Annotated in this window: 18 protein-coding genes; 10 read left to right on the plus strand and 8 right to left on the minus strand. The window is 64.2% G+C overall.

The annotated features are described in order from the left end of the window. Window positions 1–397: 397 nt before the first annotated feature. From ACGK9R_RS15560 to ACGK9R_RS15585, 6 genes are all read left to right on the plus strand, one after another. Window positions 398–3199 carry an EAL domain-containing protein gene (locus ACGK9R_RS15560; protein WP_394582948.1) on the plus strand — a complete coding sequence of 934 codons (2802 nt, stop codon included), beginning with the start codon at window positions 398–400 and terminating at the stop codon, window positions 3197–3199. Window positions 3200–3269: 70 nt separating this feature from the next. Beyond that, window positions 3270–4019 (plus strand): NAD-dependent deacetylase, encoded by a 750-nt coding sequence (locus tag ACGK9R_RS15565; protein WP_394582950.1) that lies wholly within the window; start codon window positions 3270–3272, stop codon window positions 4017–4019. 296 nt (window positions 4020–4315) lie between these two features. Beyond that, on the plus strand, window positions 4316–4621 hold the full coding sequence (locus tag ACGK9R_RS15570) for a nucleotidyltransferase domain-containing protein (RefSeq protein WP_394582951.1): 306 nt from the start codon (window positions 4316–4318) through the stop codon (window positions 4619–4621). Continuing rightward, window positions 4618–4881, plus strand: coding sequence for a hypothetical protein (locus tag ACGK9R_RS15575; RefSeq protein WP_394582953.1), 264 nt, complete (start codon window positions 4618–4620; stop codon window positions 4879–4881). The genes ACGK9R_RS15570 and ACGK9R_RS15575 overlap by 4 nt, the downstream gene beginning before the upstream one ends. Beyond that, window positions 4878–5096: a hypothetical protein gene (locus ACGK9R_RS15580; protein ID WP_394582955.1), complete on the plus strand. Its 219-nt coding sequence runs from the start codon at window positions 4878–4880 to the stop codon at window positions 5094–5096. The genes ACGK9R_RS15575 and ACGK9R_RS15580 overlap by 4 nt, the downstream gene beginning before the upstream one ends. An 89-nt stretch (window positions 5097–5185) precedes the next feature. Continuing rightward, a complete protein-coding gene (locus tag ACGK9R_RS15585) occupies window positions 5186–5932 on the plus strand; it encodes a tRNA-uridine aminocarboxypropyltransferase (protein ID WP_394582957.1) in 747 nt (248 codons plus the stop codon). Here ACGK9R_RS15585 and ACGK9R_RS15590 read toward each other — a convergent pair. The 8 genes from ACGK9R_RS15590 to def form a co-directional block, all read right to left on the minus strand. Next, window positions 5929–6834, minus strand: coding sequence for a DMT family transporter (locus ACGK9R_RS15590; RefSeq protein WP_394582959.1), 906 nt, complete (start codon window positions 6832–6834; stop codon window positions 5929–5931). The two genes, ACGK9R_RS15585 and ACGK9R_RS15590, sit on opposite strands and share 4 nt — an antisense overlap. Continuing rightward, entirely contained in the window at window positions 6831–8078 is a 1248-nt protein-coding gene (locus tag ACGK9R_RS15595; RefSeq protein WP_394582960.1) for a TraB/GumN family protein, read from the minus strand. Before ACGK9R_RS15595 ends, ACGK9R_RS15590 begins: the two co-directional genes overlap by 4 nt. A gap of 31 nt (window positions 8079–8109) precedes the next feature. After that, on the minus strand, window positions 8110–9558 hold the full coding sequence (locus ACGK9R_RS15600) for a TrkH family potassium uptake protein (RefSeq protein WP_394582962.1): 1449 nt from the start codon (window positions 9556–9558) through the stop codon (window positions 8110–8112). Between the two features lie 46 nt (window positions 9559–9604). Further along, a complete protein-coding gene (gene trkA, locus ACGK9R_RS15605) occupies window positions 9605–10978 on the minus strand; it encodes a Trk system potassium transporter TrkA (RefSeq protein ID WP_394582964.1) in 1374 nt (457 codons plus the stop codon). 110 nt (window positions 10979–11088) lie between these two features. Further along, window positions 11089–11295, minus strand: a complete 207-nt coding sequence (locus ACGK9R_RS15610) for a dodecin (RefSeq protein WP_394582965.1) — start codon at window positions 11293–11295, stop codon at window positions 11089–11091. A gap of 30 nt (window positions 11296–11325) precedes the next feature. Beyond that, on the minus strand, window positions 11326–12669 hold the full coding sequence (gene rsmB / locus ACGK9R_RS15615) for a 16S rRNA (cytosine(967)-C(5))-methyltransferase RsmB (RefSeq protein WP_394582967.1): 1344 nt from the start codon (window positions 12667–12669) through the stop codon (window positions 11326–11328). Beyond that, entirely contained in the window at window positions 12666–13652 is a 987-nt protein-coding gene (gene fmt / locus ACGK9R_RS15620) for a methionyl-tRNA formyltransferase (protein ID WP_394582969.1), read from the minus strand. Before fmt ends, rsmB begins: the two co-directional genes overlap by 4 nt. Window positions 13653–13767: 115 nt before the next feature. Further along, window positions 13768–14280, minus strand: coding sequence for a peptide deformylase (def, locus tag ACGK9R_RS15625; protein WP_394582971.1), 513 nt, complete (start codon window positions 14278–14280; stop codon window positions 13768–13770). A 244-nt stretch (window positions 14281–14524) separates the two neighbouring features. Between def and ACGK9R_RS15630 the strand changes: the two genes are divergently transcribed. Genes ACGK9R_RS15630 through ACGK9R_RS15645 form a run of 4 tightly spaced genes read left to right on the plus strand, consistent with a single transcriptional unit; the run spans window position 14525 to window position 18193 of the window. Beyond that, the gene (locus ACGK9R_RS15630) at window positions 14525–15580 is read left to right on the plus strand and encodes a LysM peptidoglycan-binding domain-containing protein (RefSeq protein ID WP_394582973.1); all 1056 of its coding nucleotides are present in this window, start codon (window positions 14525–14527) and stop codon (window positions 15578–15580) included. 38 nt (window positions 15581–15618) lie between these two features. Next, window positions 15619–16740 (plus strand): DNA-processing protein DprA, encoded by a 1122-nt coding sequence (gene dprA, locus ACGK9R_RS15635; protein ID WP_394582975.1) that lies wholly within the window; start codon window positions 15619–15621, stop codon window positions 16738–16740. 51 nt (window positions 16741–16791) lie between these two features. Next, window positions 16792–17349, plus strand: coding sequence for an L-threonylcarbamoyladenylate synthase (locus tag ACGK9R_RS15640; RefSeq protein WP_394582977.1), 558 nt, complete (start codon window positions 16792–16794; stop codon window positions 17347–17349). A 1-nt stretch (window position 17350) separates the two neighbouring features. Continuing rightward, the gene (locus tag ACGK9R_RS15645) at window positions 17351–18193 is read left to right on the plus strand and encodes an oxygenase MpaB family protein (RefSeq protein ID WP_394582979.1); all 843 of its coding nucleotides are present in this window, start codon (window positions 17351–17353) and stop codon (window positions 18191–18193) included. Window positions 18194–18272 lie beyond the last annotated feature (79 nt).

Here is an 18272-nt window from a genome sequence, read left to right on the forward strand (position 1 = left end):
GGAGGGCCTTGTTGGCAGGAAGGACCAATAAGGTCGAAAGTCATCCTAAAAGGTTGAAGTTAGCGGTTTAATTCATTGTAATGTTGACGTACGTCAAACGATGGCGCTTTCTCTGGGGCAGGCGTGGTCGGTGGCGTTCGAGCAAAAGAGATAACGCCTTTTTCATGCGTGCAGCGCCACGATGCTGATTTAAACGTTCGATGGCGCTGGGCGCTTGAGTATGAGAGTTTTCATGCCAGTGACACCAGTGGGTGGTTATACTGGAGTTGGACACTTCGTATAGTGGGGGCGGCCCATGGCGTCATGGCCCTCTCTATCAATGACGCTATATCTCGCGTCGGTGACAGGGTACCCGCCTGCGCGCCGTTAATGGATCACACTCAAGGCGTTCGACTTCATGCTCTCTGACTCTGCGCCCGCGATACTGCAGCAGCTCGCCAAAAGTCTTTCGAATAGCGGCTGCGAAGAATTTTTTGAACAGCTTGCGCGCTCGCTGGCGTCGCTTCTGGGCGTGGATCACGTGCTGGTGGGGCGTATCGATGCCCACCAGAGCTTTCTTTCGCCGCTGGCGCTCTATTCGCTCGGCCAGTGGAAGGAAAAAGCCTCTTACCCGCTCAAGGGCACCCCTTGTGGTCAGGTGAGCGCCCACGCCGAGTGCCATGTCGAACGCAACGTGTGCGAGCGTTTTCCCGAGGATGCGCAGCTGGCCGCGCTGGGTGCCGAAAGCTATCTGGGCATACCAATGCTGGACGCCGACGGTAACTGGCTGGGCGTGATCGCGCTGATTCACTCATCACCGCTCGGGCTTCCCGATTTTGCCATCGACATGCTGCGTATCGTCTCAACGCTTGCGGGCTCCGAGCTCTCACGGCGGCTGGCCGGCGCCAACGCAAGCGTCCATATCGCTGGCCAGCGCCGGGCGCTGCAGCTTTTGAGCGAAGGCGGCGAGGCGGTGTTCAACGCCCGCAACGAAATGGCGCTGATGCAGGACTGCTGCGAAGTGGCGGTGGGGACCGGCGGTTACGCCGGCGCCTGGATCAGCCGCCCAAACGCGTTGACGCACACCGACCCGCTGCGCGTCGAGGCAATGGCCGACCGAGACGGCGGCGAAATCGCCTGGTATAGCCCACGTCAGCTGATGATCAAACGCTACAGCCGTGGGCTGACGCAAAAAGCCTTCATGCAGAAACGGCCCGTGTCGATGGGGGATGTCGAAAGCGGCGACGAGCGGTTGGATGACACGCTTTGTGCGCTCGGCGTGAAGTCGTTCATCGCGCTGCCGCTGATGTTTCGCGACATCCCGCTTGGGGTGCTCAGCTGCTACCACGTTCAGGAGACGCGCATTTCCGAACGCGAGCGCAAGACCCTCGGCGATTTGGCCAACGATATCGCGTTCGGGCTGGACAGCATCGCGCGCCGGCAAAGTGAGCAGAGTATTCAACACGCGGTGACTCACGTCGCCACGGCGGTATCGGCGGACCACGGCAAGGCCTTTCTTTCCCAGCTGACCGCCCACATGGCGATGGCGCTCGGCGCCCAGGTCGGGTTTATCGCCACGCTCGATCAGACCGAGCCGGGCGTCGCCGTGATGGTGTCGCTCAACGTCCACGGCGTGGATCAGTCCGGGGTGCGCTACCGCCTCGCCGGGGTGCCCTGCGAAGAGGTCATCGAAAACCGGGAGTGCGTAGTGCTCGAAAATGCCTCGATTCGCATGCCTTCTGAGGCTAACGGCGCGCTTGGCTGGGTAAACGGTTATATCGGCCGCCGGCTCGATGATGCCCGCGGCCAGCCGATCGGTATCGTCGGGGTGATGTACGAGCACCCGCTGAGCGAGACCCATATTGCGCGCACGGTGCTACAGATTTTCGCCGCGCGCGTCGCCTCGGAGCTCTCACGCCAGCAGGACGAAAACCGCATTCGTGAGCTGGCTTATTGCGATGAGGGCACGGGCCTTCCCAACCGCGCGGATTTCATGTGCCAGCTGGCGCTGCACACGGGCATGAAACCGCCCCGGCCGCTGGCGCTTTTACTGCTGGGGCTCAACCACTTCAAGGAGATTAACGACACCGCTGGCCACTACGTTGGCGATCTAGTGCTGCGCGAGGTCGCGCGGCGCTTCTCCAGGGTGCTGGGCGAGGGCCACTACCTGGCGCGGCTCGGCGGTGATGAGTTCGTGGTGATCTGCCGCGACACCGACCAGAACGGCGCGCTCGAGATCGCCGGCCGCCTTCAGGCTTGCCTCGAGGCGACCTTCGAGATCGAAGAGCACTCGGCGGAAGTCAGCGTAAGCGTCGGCCTTTCGCTGTTTCCGGATCAGGCGGTTTCAGCACCAGGGCTTTTGAAGTACGCCGATATCGCCCTGTACCAGGCCAAGCGCTCGCTGTCGAGCGCGCGCCTGTTCGAGCCCTGGATGGAGCAGGTGGTGCGTGAAAAGCTCGACTTGGCCAAGCGGCTGGCCGAGGCCATCGCCAACGCCTCCCTGAGTCTGCATTTCCAGCCCCAGGTGGATATACAAGATGGCGCGCTGATCGGCGCCGAGGCGCTGTGCCGCTGGCACGACGAGGTGCTGGGCGATGTCTCTCCCGGCACTTTCATACCGCTTGCCGAGGAGCGCGGCATGATCGTGGCGCTGGGGCGCTGCGTGATCGAGAAGGCCTGCCAACAGCTCGCTGACTGGCAGGCCCGGGGGCTGTCACTTCCCGGGCAACTGGCGATCAACGTCGCGGCGGATCAGTTCGACGATAGTGACCTGGTCGATACGCTGTTCGACACCTGCCGCCGCTACCACATTGCGCCCTCGATGCTGAGTCTGGAGCTGACCGAAAGCGGCATCATGGTCAACCCGGAGAAGGCGGTAGCCATGACCCGCTACTGCAAGGAGCAGGGCATGGGGCTGGCGATCGACGATTTCGGCACCGGCTACTCATCGCTGGCCTATTTGAAGCGCTTTGCCGTGGACAAGATCAAGATCGACATCTCGTTCATTCGCGACATGCTGGTCAGCGACAACGACCGGGTGATCGTTGCCACCATCATCGCCATGGCGCGCACCCTGGGGCTGGAAACCATTGCCGAAGGGATCGAAAGCGACGCCCAGATCGCACCGCTGATCGCCATGGGCTGCACCCAGGGCCAGGGCTATCACTTCGACCGGCCGCTGCCGCCGGAGGTCTTCGCGCGGCGCTGGCTATGCGACTGACGCGAGCAGCGAGCGCTTTACAAGGCGTATCCGGCGGGCTACAACGGGGCAAGCTTACAAGGAGAGCGTCATGTTGGCAGGCGAACCCGCGGACAACAGCCACCTTCAAGCGGTAACGTTGCCGCATCTGGTGGTCTTCACCGGCTCAGGTATCAGTGTCGAAAGCGGCATCAAGACCTTTCGCGCCAGCGACGGTCTGTGGGAAGAGCACCCTGTCGACAAGGTGGCCACCCCGGAAGGCTTTCGCGCCGACCCCAGGCGAGTGCTCGACTTTTACAACCAGCGCCGCGAACAGATTCGCCGCGCCAGGCCCAACGCGGCTCACAAGGCGCTGGCCGCCCTCGAGCAGGACGGCTTCACGGTGTCGATCATCACCCAGAACATCGACGACTTGCACGAGCGGGCGGGCTCGAAAAACGTGCTGCATCTGCACGGCGAGATTCTCAAGGCGCGCTCCAGCATCGATGCGCGCCTGCGTTACCCGGTCAAGGGCGATATACAGCTCGGTGACGTTTGCGACAAGGGCAGCCAGCTGCGCCCGGACGTGGTCTGGTTCGGTGAGTCGGTGCCGCTATTCGACCAGGCCTGCGAATTGGCAAGCCAGGCGGATTTCTTTTTAGTGGTGGGCACCTCGCTTGCGGTGATGCCCGCCGCCTCGATTTTGTCCTACATCGGCGTGGATACCCCCTGCGCGCTGGTCGACCCGGACGCGGACGCCCTGACCCCGCCCGGGGTGTTGGCGATCAACACCACCGCCGGCGAAGGTGTGCCGGCGCTGGTCAATCAGTGGCGCCGGCAGAAAAGCTTCGCGCTTGATTAAATCGGCTGCGACCCGTGGCACAACGAGCCCGGTATGACGGCGATCAGCCGAGGAAAATGAGGAGCCATGCATGCGGGATGACACAGTGGACGCCGAAGCGTTGCAAGACCACGAAGCCGAGCGCGCGACGTTCAACACGTGTGAGCCTTGATCCGGTCGTTCATGCCCTCCAGCACGCTGATGATGGAGCTAGTATGTCAACTTAAAGAGTTGACTTGGCTTACAATTAGCTGGTTGAGAAACCGTCTTTCATCGAACTATGCTAGCTTCGGAAGAAAAAGCGGAAGGGCATGGTTATGCGTTTGAATCTCTACCAGCGCCAAACCATTATCAATGCGGTAAAAGCGTGTTTTGGCCCTCGTGCAAAAGTGAAGCTTTTTGGTTCGCGTACCGACGATGCGGCAAAAGGCGGCGATATCGATCTGCTGATCAGCACGGACATGTATGAGGTACAGGATATTATTCGGGCCGAGCTTCGCTGTCAGATGAAGCTGCAACAGGCATTGGGTGAGCAGAAGATCGATATGCTGATCGATTATCCCGGCCGCAGTTTCCATCCTCCCATTTTCAGCATCGCTGAGCAGTCGGGGGTGCCACTATGATTCCAGGTGCCGATCAGCAGCGTCTGTTGGATGCATGGCGCGAGTGCCGGCGACATCATCACTTTATCGATTACGCGATAACCTCTTTGGAGCGCGTATTGCCACTTACTGGCGAGCGGCTTGCATCGCTGGATGATGCCCATATGCAAAGCCTGGATCAGTTTGTTCTCGTTTCGGGAAGTTGCAGGACGCTATCGGGGCGCGCCTTTTTCCTGCCGTATTACTTTATCTTCAGGAGCCTTTCGAAGATCGCCCGATGATCGACAAGCTCAACCGCCTGGAAAAGCGGGGGTATCTTGAAAATAGCGAACAGTGGCAAGCGCTGCGTATGCTGCGAAATCGTTTTGCTCATGAGTACCCTGACGACCCTGATAAAAATGCGGGCATTTTAATGGTGGCCATTAAGGCGGTATCGAGCCTGAGCGACATATTACAGCGCATTGGCCACAAGCTTTCTTTTCTGGAAACGAATTAAACGTTCTCGCATTTTATCGTCAATCGCTATACTGCATCGCAAAGTTGACTGCTTTATACTCGGCGCCCTTTGAACGATTGGGTGCCTTGATGCCTGCCTCTGATACTTCCCCTGAACCGGCTTCGCCTGTAGAGCAACCGCGCCCGGCGCGGCGCGAGTTCAAGGCGCGCGGAAGCTTCGTGATTCGCTGCCCGGGGTGCAACCTGCCCAAACTCAACTGCCTTTGCCCCTACAAGGTGAGCGTGGCGAGCCACGCCCAGGTGTGGCTTTTGACCCACTCGATGGAGCATTTGAAGCCCACCAACACCGGGCGGCTGATCAGCGATGTGTTGAGCGATACGAAAGTCTTCACCTGGTCGCGTACCGCGCTCGACCCCGAGTTCGAGGCGCTTTTACAGTACTCGCGCTACGCGCCGTTTCTGATCTTTCCCGACGATCAGCCGGATTACGCCGAACGGGTGGTCGGCATCGACGCGGTTCACGCGGCAAAAGCGAACGAGCGGATACCGGTTTACCTCATTCTCGACGGTACCTGGCGCCAGGCGCGGCGCATGTTTCGCAAGAGCCCGTATCTGGACGCGCTGCCGGTATTGCCGCTTCGCACCGAGCGCGAAACCCGCTATCGGCTGAGAAAGCCCGCCTCGAAGGCGCATCTTTGCACCGCCGAGGTCGCCACCGAGCTTCTGCGCCAGGGCGGCGATAGTGATGCGGCAAGTGTGCTCGACGACTACTTCGACGTGTTCAACGAAAGCTACGCGGCGAGCCGCTTCTATCGCAGGATCGACGAGCCTACCTCGGCCATGCAGCGCCTCTTGAAGCGCCGCCTTGAAAGCTAGGACTCGGGCGTGACCGGCAGCCGGCGGCGCAGAAGCTTGCGCACCCAGTACCAGCGGTTGATCAGAAGCGCTACGAAGATCAGGCTGCAGCCGGTGAGCTGAAGCGGCGTCATGGTCTCATTGAACCACCAGGCGGCGAGCAGCGCCGCCCACACCGACTCGAGCATCAGAATTACCGAGGCGTGGCTTGGCGTCGTCATGCCCTGAGCCTTGACCTGGAGAAAATAGCGCAGCGAGCTCGAAACGATGACGCTCGCCATCAGCCAGCCCAGAATCGAGGTATCGAGCGCCATGGGCGCTCGCTCGAACAGTAGCGAAGCCAGTGATAGCACTGCGCCCACCGCCAGCAGCTGCAGCGTGGTGAGCGGCAGTGCCGCAACGTGGCGCACCACCCGCGTATTGACGTTGACCAGCAGCGCAAAGCCGAGCGCGGCGCACAGCATTAGAAGCTGGCTCGGTTCGACGCGAAACCCCGCGTTGAGCGACAAAAGCCCGAAGCCGAAAAGTGCCACGGGAAGCGCTATCCAGGTGGTGCGCGGCGGCGTATCGCCAAACAGGATGCCCATTACCGGCACCATCAGAATCCCGAGGCTCGTGATAAAGGCGCTTTCGCCCAGGTGATTCGAGGCGTTGAGCCCGAGAATCCAGAAGCCGGTAGCGACGCTAAACAGAAGCCCGACCAGACACCCGCGGCGAATGCGCCTGGCCGGCATCCGTGAAAGCGCAGGCCAGGCGAAGCCCAGCAGGATCAGCCCCGCGAGCAGAAAGCGGCTGCCGATGAACAGAAGCGGCGGCATACCGGTCAGCGCCTCCTTGGAGAATATCCAGCCGCCGGCGGCCATCAGCGTGACCATCAGCAGCAGGACGTCCGCCTGCCAGGGCGCGCGCGAGGCCTGCGTCACGCACCGCTCCCGAACAGCGCCCCGGCGATGCGAAAGCCCGCCACCCAAGTGCCCACCGCCGAGCCGAGCGTGGCCAGGATGAACACTAAAAGTGTGCGCGAGACGCGGTTTTTCCACCACCCCTTGAGCGCGGTGACGTCGTGTCTGAGCGAGGAGAAGTCGCGCACCTTGGGCTTGCGCATGTAGAGCTCGACCCCGGCGGCGACGAACCCGGCGCCGATGGTCGGATTGAGCGAGGTGAGCGGGGCGGCGAAGAAAGTGGAAATCACCGTCACCGGGTGGGCCAGCGCCACAATCGTGGCCCCACCGGAAAGGATGCCGTTGATCAAAAACCACTCCAGCACCAGCTGCCAGCCAAGCTCGGTGTTACGCGAAAAGCCGATCGCAAAGCCGGTGATCACCAGCGCGGTGATCAGCCAGGGCAGCGCCTTCCAAAGTCTAGAGGGCGGCGGGGTATGCTCGAGGGCGGCGCGCTCGGTAGCCGGCTCCTCGGGCAGCGGCGCTTCGAGGTGTTCGGCGGTGCCCTTGAGGTGCCCCGCGCCGATCACTACCAGCACGTTTTTATAGCGCCCCACCGGCGCCTGCTCGGCAAGGCGCAGCGCCATGTAGCGGTCGCGCTCGCGAATCAAGGGCGTGTAGAGGCTCTCGGACTCGGCGGCGAACTCGCTGAAGGTCGCCTCCAGCATGTCGCCCTCCTTGAGCTTTTCGATCTCCTCCTTGGAGACGTCCTGGCGCGACATGACGCTGCCGATCAGCCCGGTGAACAGCGACATGCGCTGCCACCAGGGCACGTTGCGGTAGATCCGCTTGAGCGTCACGCCGACATCGCGGTCGATCATCAGTAGCGGCAGGCGGTGGGTCTGGCTCGCCGTGACCGCCGCGCGCATTTCGGCGCCGGGCTGAATGCCGGACTGCTCGGCGATACGCTGTTGAAAGGCACCGAGTGCCAGACTCGCCGCCACCATGCCCGCCTTGCCCTGTTTGAACACCTGGAAAAGGTCCTGCTCGCCCATGGCATCGGGGTTGGTCATGCTCTGATGGCGCGCGTCGCAGAGCTCGATGGCCACGGCGTCGAAGGCGCCACTGTCGAGCAGCCGCGTCACGTCGTCAGCGCTTTCGGCGGAGACGTGAGCGGTACCCAGCAGCGTATAGCGGGTCTCGCCGACCTGAATGGCCTTCAAGGGCCCGCTGGTGGCGGGCAGCGCTTCGAACTCGGCGGCGGAAGAGGGGGAAGCATCTGTCATGGTGATCTCGCTAAAAAAAGGCCCCGCATGCCTAGCGGCGCCAGAACGCCGGGGTGAACAGAACCAGTACGGTAAATATTTCGAGCCGGCCCAGCAGCATGGCCAGCACCAGAATCCATTTGGCCAGATTGGGTAGATCGCCGTAGTTGTCGCTCGCCTCGCCCAGCGCCGGACCCAGGTTGTTAAGCGCCGAGCCCACGGTCGACCAGGCGGTGATCTGATCGACGCCGGTGGCCATCACGCCGACCAGCATCAAAAAAAACAGCATCACGTAGGCGGAGAAGAACCCCCATACGGCCTGGGCGATGCTGTCAGGGACGCTCACCTTGCCGACCTTGACCGCCATCACCGCGTTGGGGTGGATCAGACGCATCACCTCACGCATGCCCTGTTTCAGGATCAATATGATCCGGATGACCTTCATACCGCCGGCGGTGGAGCCGGAGCAGCCGCCAACGAAGGCGGCGATGAACAAGAGAAACGGCAGCGCACCCGGCCAGCCGGAGAAATCCGCCACCGCAAAGCCCGCGGTGGTCGCCACCGACACCACTTCGAACAGCGCGTGGCGCAGCCCGTGCAGAGTATCGTAGGTCTCGGTGAACCAGAGCGTGGCGGTGGCGATGAGCACCAGCGCCGCCAGAAACAGCATCAGAAAGCGCGCTTCCGGATCCTCGAAATAGTGCAGCAGGCGTTTTTCCCGCCAGGCGATGAAGTGCAGGCTGAAGCTGAACGCCGAGATCAGCATGAAGGCGACACAGATCAGCTCGATGGCGGCGCTGTTGAAATAGCCGATGCTGGCGTCGTGGGTCGAGAAGCCGCCGATCGCCACGGTCGAGAAACTGTGGCTCAGCGCATCGAACCAGTTCATGCCCGCCAGCATATAGGCGACCAAACAGGCGATGGTCAGCGTGGCGTAGATGTACCAGAGCGCCTTGGCGGTTTCGGTGATGCGCGGGGTGAGCTTGGAGTCCTTGAGCGGGCCCGGGATCTCGGTGCGATAGAGCGCCATGCCGCCGACGCCCAGGGTGGGTAGAATCGCTACCGCCAGCACCACGATCCCCATGCCGCCAAGCCACTGAAGCTGTTGGCGGTAGTAGCGAATCGACTCGGGCAGAAAGTCGATGCCGGTGATCACCGTGGCGCCGGTGGTGGTCAGCCCGGAAAACGACTCGAACACCGCGTCGGTGAAGTGCAGCGCGTTCTCGCCGAACAGCATCAAGGGAATCGAGCCGAAAAACGCCAGCACCGTCCAGAACATCGCCGCGATGATGAAACCGTCACGAATGCGCAGCTCCTTGCGCTCGCGCCGGTTGGGCAGGTAGAGCAGCAGGCCGGTGACGACGGTAATGGCGATACCGCTGGCGAAGGCGTACCAGACGCCGTCGCGAAACCACAGCGACATCAGCATTGGGGGCAGCATGGTGAGGCTGAACAGCATCAACAAAAGCCCCAGAATGCGTAGAATGACCCGCAAACTCATGGAATTAGGCGGCTCCTGAAAAAGTGGGGAATGCGATTCGCGGCGCTCAAAAGAACGTCAGCCCGACCTGGAACAGCCGCTCGACGTCGCGAATCCGGCGCTTGTCGATCACGAACAGGATCACGTGATCGCCGCTCTCCACCACCACCTCGCCGTGGGCGATGATTACCTCCTTGCCGCGCACCACCGCCCCGATGGTGGTGCCCTCGGGCAGGTCGATGTCGCGCACCGCCCGGCCCACCACTTTCGATGACTGCTTGTCGCCGTGGGCGATCGCCTCGATCGCCTCGGCGGCGCCGCGGCGCAGCGAGTGCACGTTGACGATGTCGCCCCGGCGCACGTGGGTGAGCAGGCTACCGATGGTCGCCTGCTGGGGGGAAATCGCGATGTCGATTTCGCCGCCCTGAACGAGATCGACGTAGGCGGCGTTGTTGATGAGTGTGAGCACCTTCTTGGCGCCGAGCCGCTTGGCCAGAAGCGACGACATGATGTTGACCTCGTCGTCATTGGTCAGCGCGCAGAAGATGTCGCAATCCTCGATGTTCTCCTCTTCCAGCAGCCGCTTGCTGGTGGCGCTGCCGTGCAACACCACGGTGCGATTCAGACGCTCGGAAAGCGTGGTGCAGCGTTCGAGGCTGTGCTCGATGATCTTGACCTGGTGGCTGTGCTCGAGATGCTCCGCCAGGCGCTCGCCGATGTTGCCGCCGCCGGCGATCACCACCCGGCGAAAGCCACGCTCGATACGCCGAAGCTCGCTCATCACCGCGCGGATGTCGCGCCTGGCGGCGAGAAAGAACACCTCGTCGTCGGCCTCGATGACGGTGTCGCCGCGCGGGATGATCGGCCGGTTGCGGCGGTAGATCGCCGCCACACGGGTGTCGACGTTGGGCATGTGACGGCCCAGAAAGGCGAGATCCTGGCCCACCAGCGGCCCGCCGTAGAACGCCTTGACCGCGACGAGCTGAACCAGCCCACCGGCGAACTCGAGCACCTGAAGCGCACCGGGGTGCTCGATCAAGCGGCGCACGTGGTCGGTGACCACCTGCTCGGGGCTGATCAGGACATCGATGGGAATCGCCTCGTGGGCAAACAGGCCCTTGCGGGTGAGGTAGGGCGTGGCGCGTACGCGGGCGATCTTGGTGGGGGTGCGAAACAGCGTGTGGGCGACCTGGCAGGCGATCATGTTGACTTCGTCGGAGTTGGTGACGGCGATCAGCATGTCGGCGTCCTCACAGCCGGCCTGGCGCAGCACGATAGGGTAGGAGCCGGCGCCGGTGACGGTGCGGATATCGAGCCGGGTGTGTAGCTCTCTAAGCTTGGCCGCGTTGGTATCGACCACGGTGATATCGTTCTCTTCACGCGCGAGGTGTTCGGCCAGCGTGCCGCCGACCTGACCGGCGCCAAGAATGATGATTTTCATGGCTGAATCGAATCCGTTGAAAGCGCCGGTAACGGGTCAAACGCGCAGAGGGCGCTGCAATAAAGACGGCGGCCAGTGTAAACCAGCCGCCGTCGAAAAGCAGTGGGCAATTACTCGAGCGTAAAGCCGACCTTCGCCGTCACCTGCCAGTGGGCGACCCGGCCGTTTTCGATGTGCCCGCGAGTGTCGGTCACTTCCAGCCAGCGCATGTGGTCGATGGACTCGGAGGCCTTGGCCAGGGCGTTTTGTACCGCGTCCTCGATGCTGGTCTCGGAAGAGCCGGTAATCTCTACGTGCTTGTAGATATGATTGCTCATAGTCAAATCATCCTTGTGGTTAATGAACGGCTACGCCCCGCTATCGACAGGGCGCTTCTCCAGCCTGGCATAAAAAAAGCCATCGTGACTGTTTTGCTGTGAAAAGAGCTGGCGTCCGTGGCCGCGCGCCTCGCCCCAGGCCACGTCCGTGGGCGTGGTCACGCGGGCATCCGCGGTGCGCGCAACGAACGCCTCGAGCTGGCGCTCGTTCTCCTCGGGCAGCACCGAGCAGGTGGCGTACAGGAGCGTACCGCCCGGGCGCAGAAGCCCCCACAGGTTGTCCAGAAGGGCGGCCTGGAGCTTTGTCAGCTTGCCGATGTCGCTTTTGCGGCGCAGCGTCTTGATGTCCGGATGGCGGCGGATCACGCCGGTGCCGGAGCAGGGCGCATCAAGCAGGATGGCGTCGAACAGCGTGCCGTTCCACCAGTCGCGCTTGGCGGCGTCGGCGTGGATCAGCTCCGCCTCCAGGTGGAGCCGGCCGAGCGTATCGTCGACCCGCGCCAGGCGCTGGTTATCGCTATCCAGCGCCGTCAGGGCGATATCGAACTGCTCGAGCAGGTGCGCGGTCTTGCCGCCGGGCGCGGCACAGGCGTCCAGCACCCGGGCGCCGGGGCGCGGCGCGATCGAAGGGCCCAAAAGTGTGGCGCACAGCTGGGCCGCCTCGTCCTGCACGCTGACCAGACCTTGCTCGAAGCCGGGAAGCGTCGTCACATCGCAGGGCGTTTCCAGGGTGATGCCGTCCGGCGCGTGGGGGCACAGATGCGCCTCGAGCCCCTGGTCGAGCAGTTTGCCCAGATACGCCTCACGGTCGTTTTCGCGCTGGTTGACGCGCAGCGTCATCGGCCCCGGCTCGTTGTTGGCGGCGACGATCCCGGGCCACTGCTCGGGCCAGGCGCTCTTGAGCGCGCTCAAAAGCCAGGCCGGGTGTTCGAGCCGGGCGCTCTCGTCGCGGTCGACTTCTTCGGTCAGCGTCTCGCTTTCGCGCTGCAGCCGGCGCAGGCAGCCGTTGAGCACCCGCGTGGCCCACTCCTTTTTCAAAAGCCTGGCAGCACCCGCGGTTTCACCCACCGCCGCGTGGGCGGGAATGCGCATATAGAGAAGCTGGTAAATGCCGATCAACAGCAGCGCCTGAACGTCCTGATCGCGCTTCTTGAACGGCTGCTTCAGAAGTTTTGCGGCGATCGCTTCGAGACGCGGCAGGCGCCGGCAGCTACCAAAACAGAGTTCCTTGAGCAGGCCGCGGTCGCGGGCGATGACGCTGTGCTCGTCGAGGGAAGCCAGCGAGCCGCGCTCGCCGAGTACGATGGCAAGCGCGCGGGCGGCGGCGGCGCGCACTTCCTGGCCGCTGCCCTTCTGGGGGCGTTTGGCGCTCATGAGCTCTCCCCAATGGGTGTCTTCTCGCTGCCCAGCCGGCTGCCCGGGGCCAGGCGCGGGTGGTGGGCGTTGATCAGCGCGCTGGCCGACAGGCGCTTGCCGCCGGGCAGCTGCACTTCGCTGACGCACAGCATTTGCTGGCCGCTTTCGCCGCAGGCGATGCGCAGGTGATCCGGGCCGTGGTCGAGTAGCGTGCCCGGCAGCGAGGCGTCTGCCGTGCGCTCACCGGCGCGCGCCATGTAAAGGCGCAGACGCTCGTCATTCAGCGCAGCCCAGGCGACCGGCCAGGGGTTGAAGGCGCGCACCTTGCGCGCCAGCATCTCGGCGCTCTGGGTGAAATCGAGCTCGGCCTCGGCCTTGCTCAGCTTGGCGGCGTAGGTCACGCCCTGCTCCGGCTGAGGCGCTGCGGAGAGTGCCCCCCTGGCCAGACCGTCGAGCGCGTCGATCAGCGCCTTCGCGCCCTGCTCGGCGAGCCGGTCGTGCAGCGTACCGCCGGTGGTCTCCTCATCGATCGGCGTTTCGATCTCGAGCAGCATGGCGCCGGTATCGAGCCCGGCGTCCATCTGCATGATGGTCACGCCAGAGGCGGCGTCGCCGGCTTCGATCGCCCGCTGGATGGGCGCGGCGCCGCGCCAGCGCGGCAACAGTGAGGCGTGCACGTTGATGCAGCCCAAACGCGGGGTGTCGAGCACCGCCTGGGGCAGCAGAAGCCCGTAGGCGACCACCACCATGATGTCGGCCTCGAGTGCGGCGAGCTCGGCCTGGGCGTCGGCGCTTTTGAGGCTTTCCGGCTGATACACGGCAAGGCCGTGCTCGAGGGCCAGCCGCTTGACCGGGCTTGGGGTGAGCTTGCGCCCGCGGCCCGCCGGGCGGTCGGGCTGAGTGTAAACGCCCACCACCTGGTGGTCGCTTGCGAGCACGGCGGCAAGGTGTGCTTCGGCGAACTCCGGGGTGCCCGCGAAGACGACGCGCAGTGAGGACATGGGGCTTCCTGTGTGAAATGCGATGAAATGCGTTCGAGGCTCGGCCTTGCGATCAGCGTGCGAAAACGCCGCGCGAGAGGCGACGAAGCCGCCCGGTGGGCGGCTCGTCGAGCGCTCAGGCGTCCTGCATCAGCTTGTGGCGCTTTTGCATCTTCTTGGCGATACGCTCGCGCTTCAAGGGCGAGAGATAGTCGACGAAGAGCACGCCCTCCAGGTGGTCGTACTCGTGCTGGATGCAGTGGGCCAGAAGCCCTTCGGCCTCGAGCTGGTAGGGCTCGCCGTTGCGATCGAGCGCATCGAGCTTGACCTTCAAAAAGCGCGGCACCTCGGCGTACTGCTCGGGAATCGACAAACACCCTTCGGAGAGCGGCTCTTTCTCTTCACCCAGCGGCTCATAGCGCGGGTTGATCATCACCAGCGGCTCGTTGCCGTGTTCCGAGACGTCCATCACCACCACGCGGCGGTGAACGTCGATCTGGGTGGCGGCAAGGCCAATGCCGCGGGCGTCGTACATGGTTTCCAGCATGTCGTCGACGAGGGTCTTGATCTCGTCATCGACGGTGTCGACCGGCTGCGCTTTGGTTCTCAGGCGCTCATCGGGAAATTCGAGAATGGGACGTTTGGCCATGGCGTTACAATTACCGTTGTTGAATCGATGCTTTTCGATCGACGCTGCTCGATCAGGGCCGGGTAACATCGGCGATCAATGGCATCGACGCTTGAATGAGGTGTTGACTGAATGGGCGTGTAGCCAAGTGCGATTAGGCCGGCGCCATCATGTGCTTTACTATAGGCCACTATACCACGCTGGCGGTACTGCGGGCATGCACGCGGGCGTGTCGTCTACCGCCGCACCGCTTTGGGGAACCGTCATGCTCGTTCAGAAAACCCTGCGCCACGGCGCGCTTTTCGCGCTCTTGCTCGGCTCGCTTGCCGCCGGCGCCGCTCATGCCGCCAACGGCTGGGAGCGCATCCGCGACGACGCCCCCGAGCGCTATGTGGTGGTGCGCGGCGATACGCTCTGGGACATCTCGGCGCGCTTTCTCACCTCCCCCTGGCAGTGGCCCACGCTCTGGCAGGCCAACCCGCAGATACAGAACCCCCACCGCATCTACCCCGGCGACACCCTGGTGCTGCGCGACTGCGAAGGCGCCCCCTGTTTTGCGCTTGAAACCGGCCAGCCGGTGGTCAAGCTTTCGCCTCGGGTACGCACCATCGAGCCGCGCGAAGCCGTGGCGGCGCTGCCGCTCGAGGTGGTCAACGTGTTTCTACGCCAGCACCGCCTGCAGGAAGCGGGCCGGGCGCTCAATGAGCTTGGCTACGTAATCGGCGGTGAGAACCAGCGCTTCATCAGTGGTGCCGGCGACACGCTCTACGTTCGTGGCGTGCTGCCTGCCGATACCCCGATGGGCTTTTATCGTCCCGGCGAAGAATACCTTTCCGCCAGCGGCGAGCCCCTGGGGCAAGAGCTCGTTTATATCGGCGAGGCGCGGTTTATCAGTCAGCAGGGCGATATCGCCCGCGTCGAGGCGCTCAGCGCCCGCCAGGAGGTGCGTAACAACGACATCGTGCTGCCTCTGGACGAGCCGATCGAAGCGGATTTTCAGCCGCGCGCGCCGTTGAACGATGTGGCCGGTCATCTCATTGCCGCGCCGGGCGGGGTGCGCTTCATCGGCCGACTGCAGGTCGTCGCCCTCGATCTCGGCACCGAAGATGGCCTGCAGCCGGGCCACGTCCTGCAGGTCGACCAGCAGGGGGAGCTGATCAGTGACCCGCGCAGCGGCGAGCTGACTCAGCTGCCCAGTACCCAGGGGGGGCTGATGATGGTGTTCAAACCCTATAGCCGCATGAGCTACGCGCTGGTGATGCAGGCCGCCAACGTGCTGTCGATCGGTGACGTGGTGCGCTCGCCCGAGCGGCAGCGCTAAGCGGCGCCAACGCTTATTCCTGACCAAGGAGGGCTCCAATGGACACGAACGCATGGCTTGCTCTGGCGGCGCTACCCGGCATGGGCGCTCATCGGCTCAAAACATTGACTGACCATGCGCCCGACTGGCCCTGGGGTTTTCTCGCTGCGCTGCCGGCGCCGGCGGCAAGCGCTCTGCGGCTCTGGCTCGATCACCCGGACAAGAGCCCGCTGCAGGCGTCTATCGACGCTGCGCGGCAATGGCTCGAGGCCGGTCCCGACCGCCACCTGCTGCACCGGGGTCACCCCGCCTGGCCTGCGCTTCTGGACGAGCTGCCCGACCCGCCGCCGGTGCTGTGGGCGCTGGGTGATCTCGCGGCGCTTTCCGGGCCCGGTATCGCCATGGTGGGCACCCGCAAACCGACCGCCGACGGCGGGCGCAACGCACGCGGCTTCGCCAATGATTTCGCCAGCCGCGGCTGGTGCGTGGTCAGCGGCATGGCGCTGGGCGTCGATGGTCTGGCCCAGCAGGCCGCGCTCGATGCCGGTGGTGCCACCGTTGCGGTGCTCGGATGTGGGGTAGACGTCATCTACCCGGCGAGCCATCGTGCGCTTTACCAGCAGCTCACCCAGGCGCCCGGGGCGCTGGTGCTCTCGGAGCACCCGCCGGGTACCCCGGCGCGGCCGGCCTACTTTCCGCGGCGCAATCGCATCATCACCGGGCTATCGCTTGGCACGTTAGTCATTGAGGCCACCGAGAAAAGCGGCAGTCTCGTCAGCGCGCGGCTGGCGCTGGAGCAGGGGCGCGAGCTGTTCGCGCTGCCGGGCTCGATCCACAACGTGCAGGCCGCCGGGTGTCTGTCGCTTTTGCGAAACGGCGCCACGCTCGCGCGCGGCGTCGACGACGTACTCGAAGAGCTTGGCCACTGGGCCGAGGCCTATCTGCCGCGCCGCGCTGAACCCCAAGCCGCCGCCCCGGTCCAGATAAGTAGCGTGCCCGACGCTCCGCTTGAGCGCGAACCGGATGCGCTGCTCGCCGCGCTCTCCACGACTCCGACGCCGATCGACTGGCTGGTCCAGCAGACGGCGCAGAGCGTGAGCGAGTGCCAGCAGCGGCTGTTGATGCTGGAACTCGACGGGCGGGTCGCTCAGCAGGCGGGCGGCTGGGTGCGGCTTCGCTAGGGCGTGATAAAATATCTCGATGACCGACCCCTACCGCCAGGAGGATGCCCCATGACATCGACCCAGGAACTTCAACGCGTGGCCCAGGCCCTGAGGGCAGGTCAGGTCATCGCTTGCCCGACCGAGGCGGTCTGGGGTTTGAGCTGCGACCCGGACAACGACGAAGCGTTGACCCGGCTGATGCGTTTGAAAGAGCGCGACCCGGCCAAGGGCGTGATTCTGGTTGCCGCCAGTATCACGCAGTTTGCCCCCTGGCTCGAGGCGCTGCCGCTGGCGCTGCACGCCCCGCTCGCCGCAAGCTGGCCAGGCCCCAATACCTGGCTCGTACCGGACAACGGCCGCAGCCACGCGCTGGTGCGCGGCGCCCACCAGAGCGTGGCGCTGCGGGTCACCGACCACCCGGTCATGGCCGCGCTGTGCAAGGCCTTCGGTGGCCCGCTGGTGTCGACTTCGGCCAACCGCGCCGCCGAGCCGCCGGCGATGAGCGCAGACGAAGTGCGCTCGATCTTCGGCGACGAGATCAATGCCGTGCTCGAAGGCGAGCTGGGCGGGCAGACGCGCCCCAGCACCATCCGCGATCTTGCCTCGGGCAAGGTGCTGCGCGCCTGACATGAGCCGCTTTCTGCGTGACGCCATGGAGGCCAGGCTCGGCGCAGCGCGGGCCGATGAGAACCCTGGCCCGTTTCCGGAAGGTGGTCTCGTGCGCCGCATTCACGGCGACTTCACGCCGATGATGTGCGGCGGCATCAGCGCGCTGCTTCTGCAAATGCTGCACCCGCTGGCGCTGGCCGGCGTGTGGGATCACTCCAACTTTCGTCACGACATGGTCGGGCGTCTGCGGCGCACCAGCGATTTCATCGCCACCACCAGCTTCGCCGATTTCGCCCAAGCGGAAGAGGCAATCGCCCGGGTACGGCGGGTGCACGCGAAGGTGCGCGGCCACGCCGCGGGTGGCCAACCCTACGCCGCCGACGACCCGGCACTGCTCACCTGGGTGCACGTGGCGGAGATGAGCCGCTTTCTGGCCGGCCATCTGCGCTACCGAAACCCGCAGCTCGGCCCCGCCGAGCAGGATCGCTACTTTTTCGAAACCGCCTGCATCGCCGAGGCGCTGGGGGCGCAAGACGTACCGGACAGCCGCGACGCGGTGGCGGCGTATCTCGAGGCGAAACGCGCCGAGCTCGTGATCGATGAGCGCACCCGCGACGTGGTGCAGGTGCTTTTGAGCGCGCCGCCGCGCCACCCGGTGCTGCGCCCGGCCGGGGCCCTGTTCATGCGCGCCGGTATCGACCTTCTGCCCGAGTGGGCCGCCGAGATGCTCGGGCTTGCCATGCCCGGGGTTCAGCGCCGGCTGGTGCGCGCAGGTATCAAAAGCGCAATGCCGATGATCAGCCGCGCGGTGCGAAGCGGCGCCTACCGCCGCGCGCTGACGCGCTATCAGCGCACGCCCTGAGGCGGCGGCTTCACCCTCGGCGGCTTACCCCTTACCATGAACGTCTTCATGCGCCCGCCCGCGCATCAACCCGAACACT

This window comes from Halomonas sp. HNIBRBA4712 (assembly GCF_043558675.1).
GTDB lineage: Bacteria > Pseudomonadota > Gammaproteobacteria > Pseudomonadales > Halomonadaceae > Vreelandella.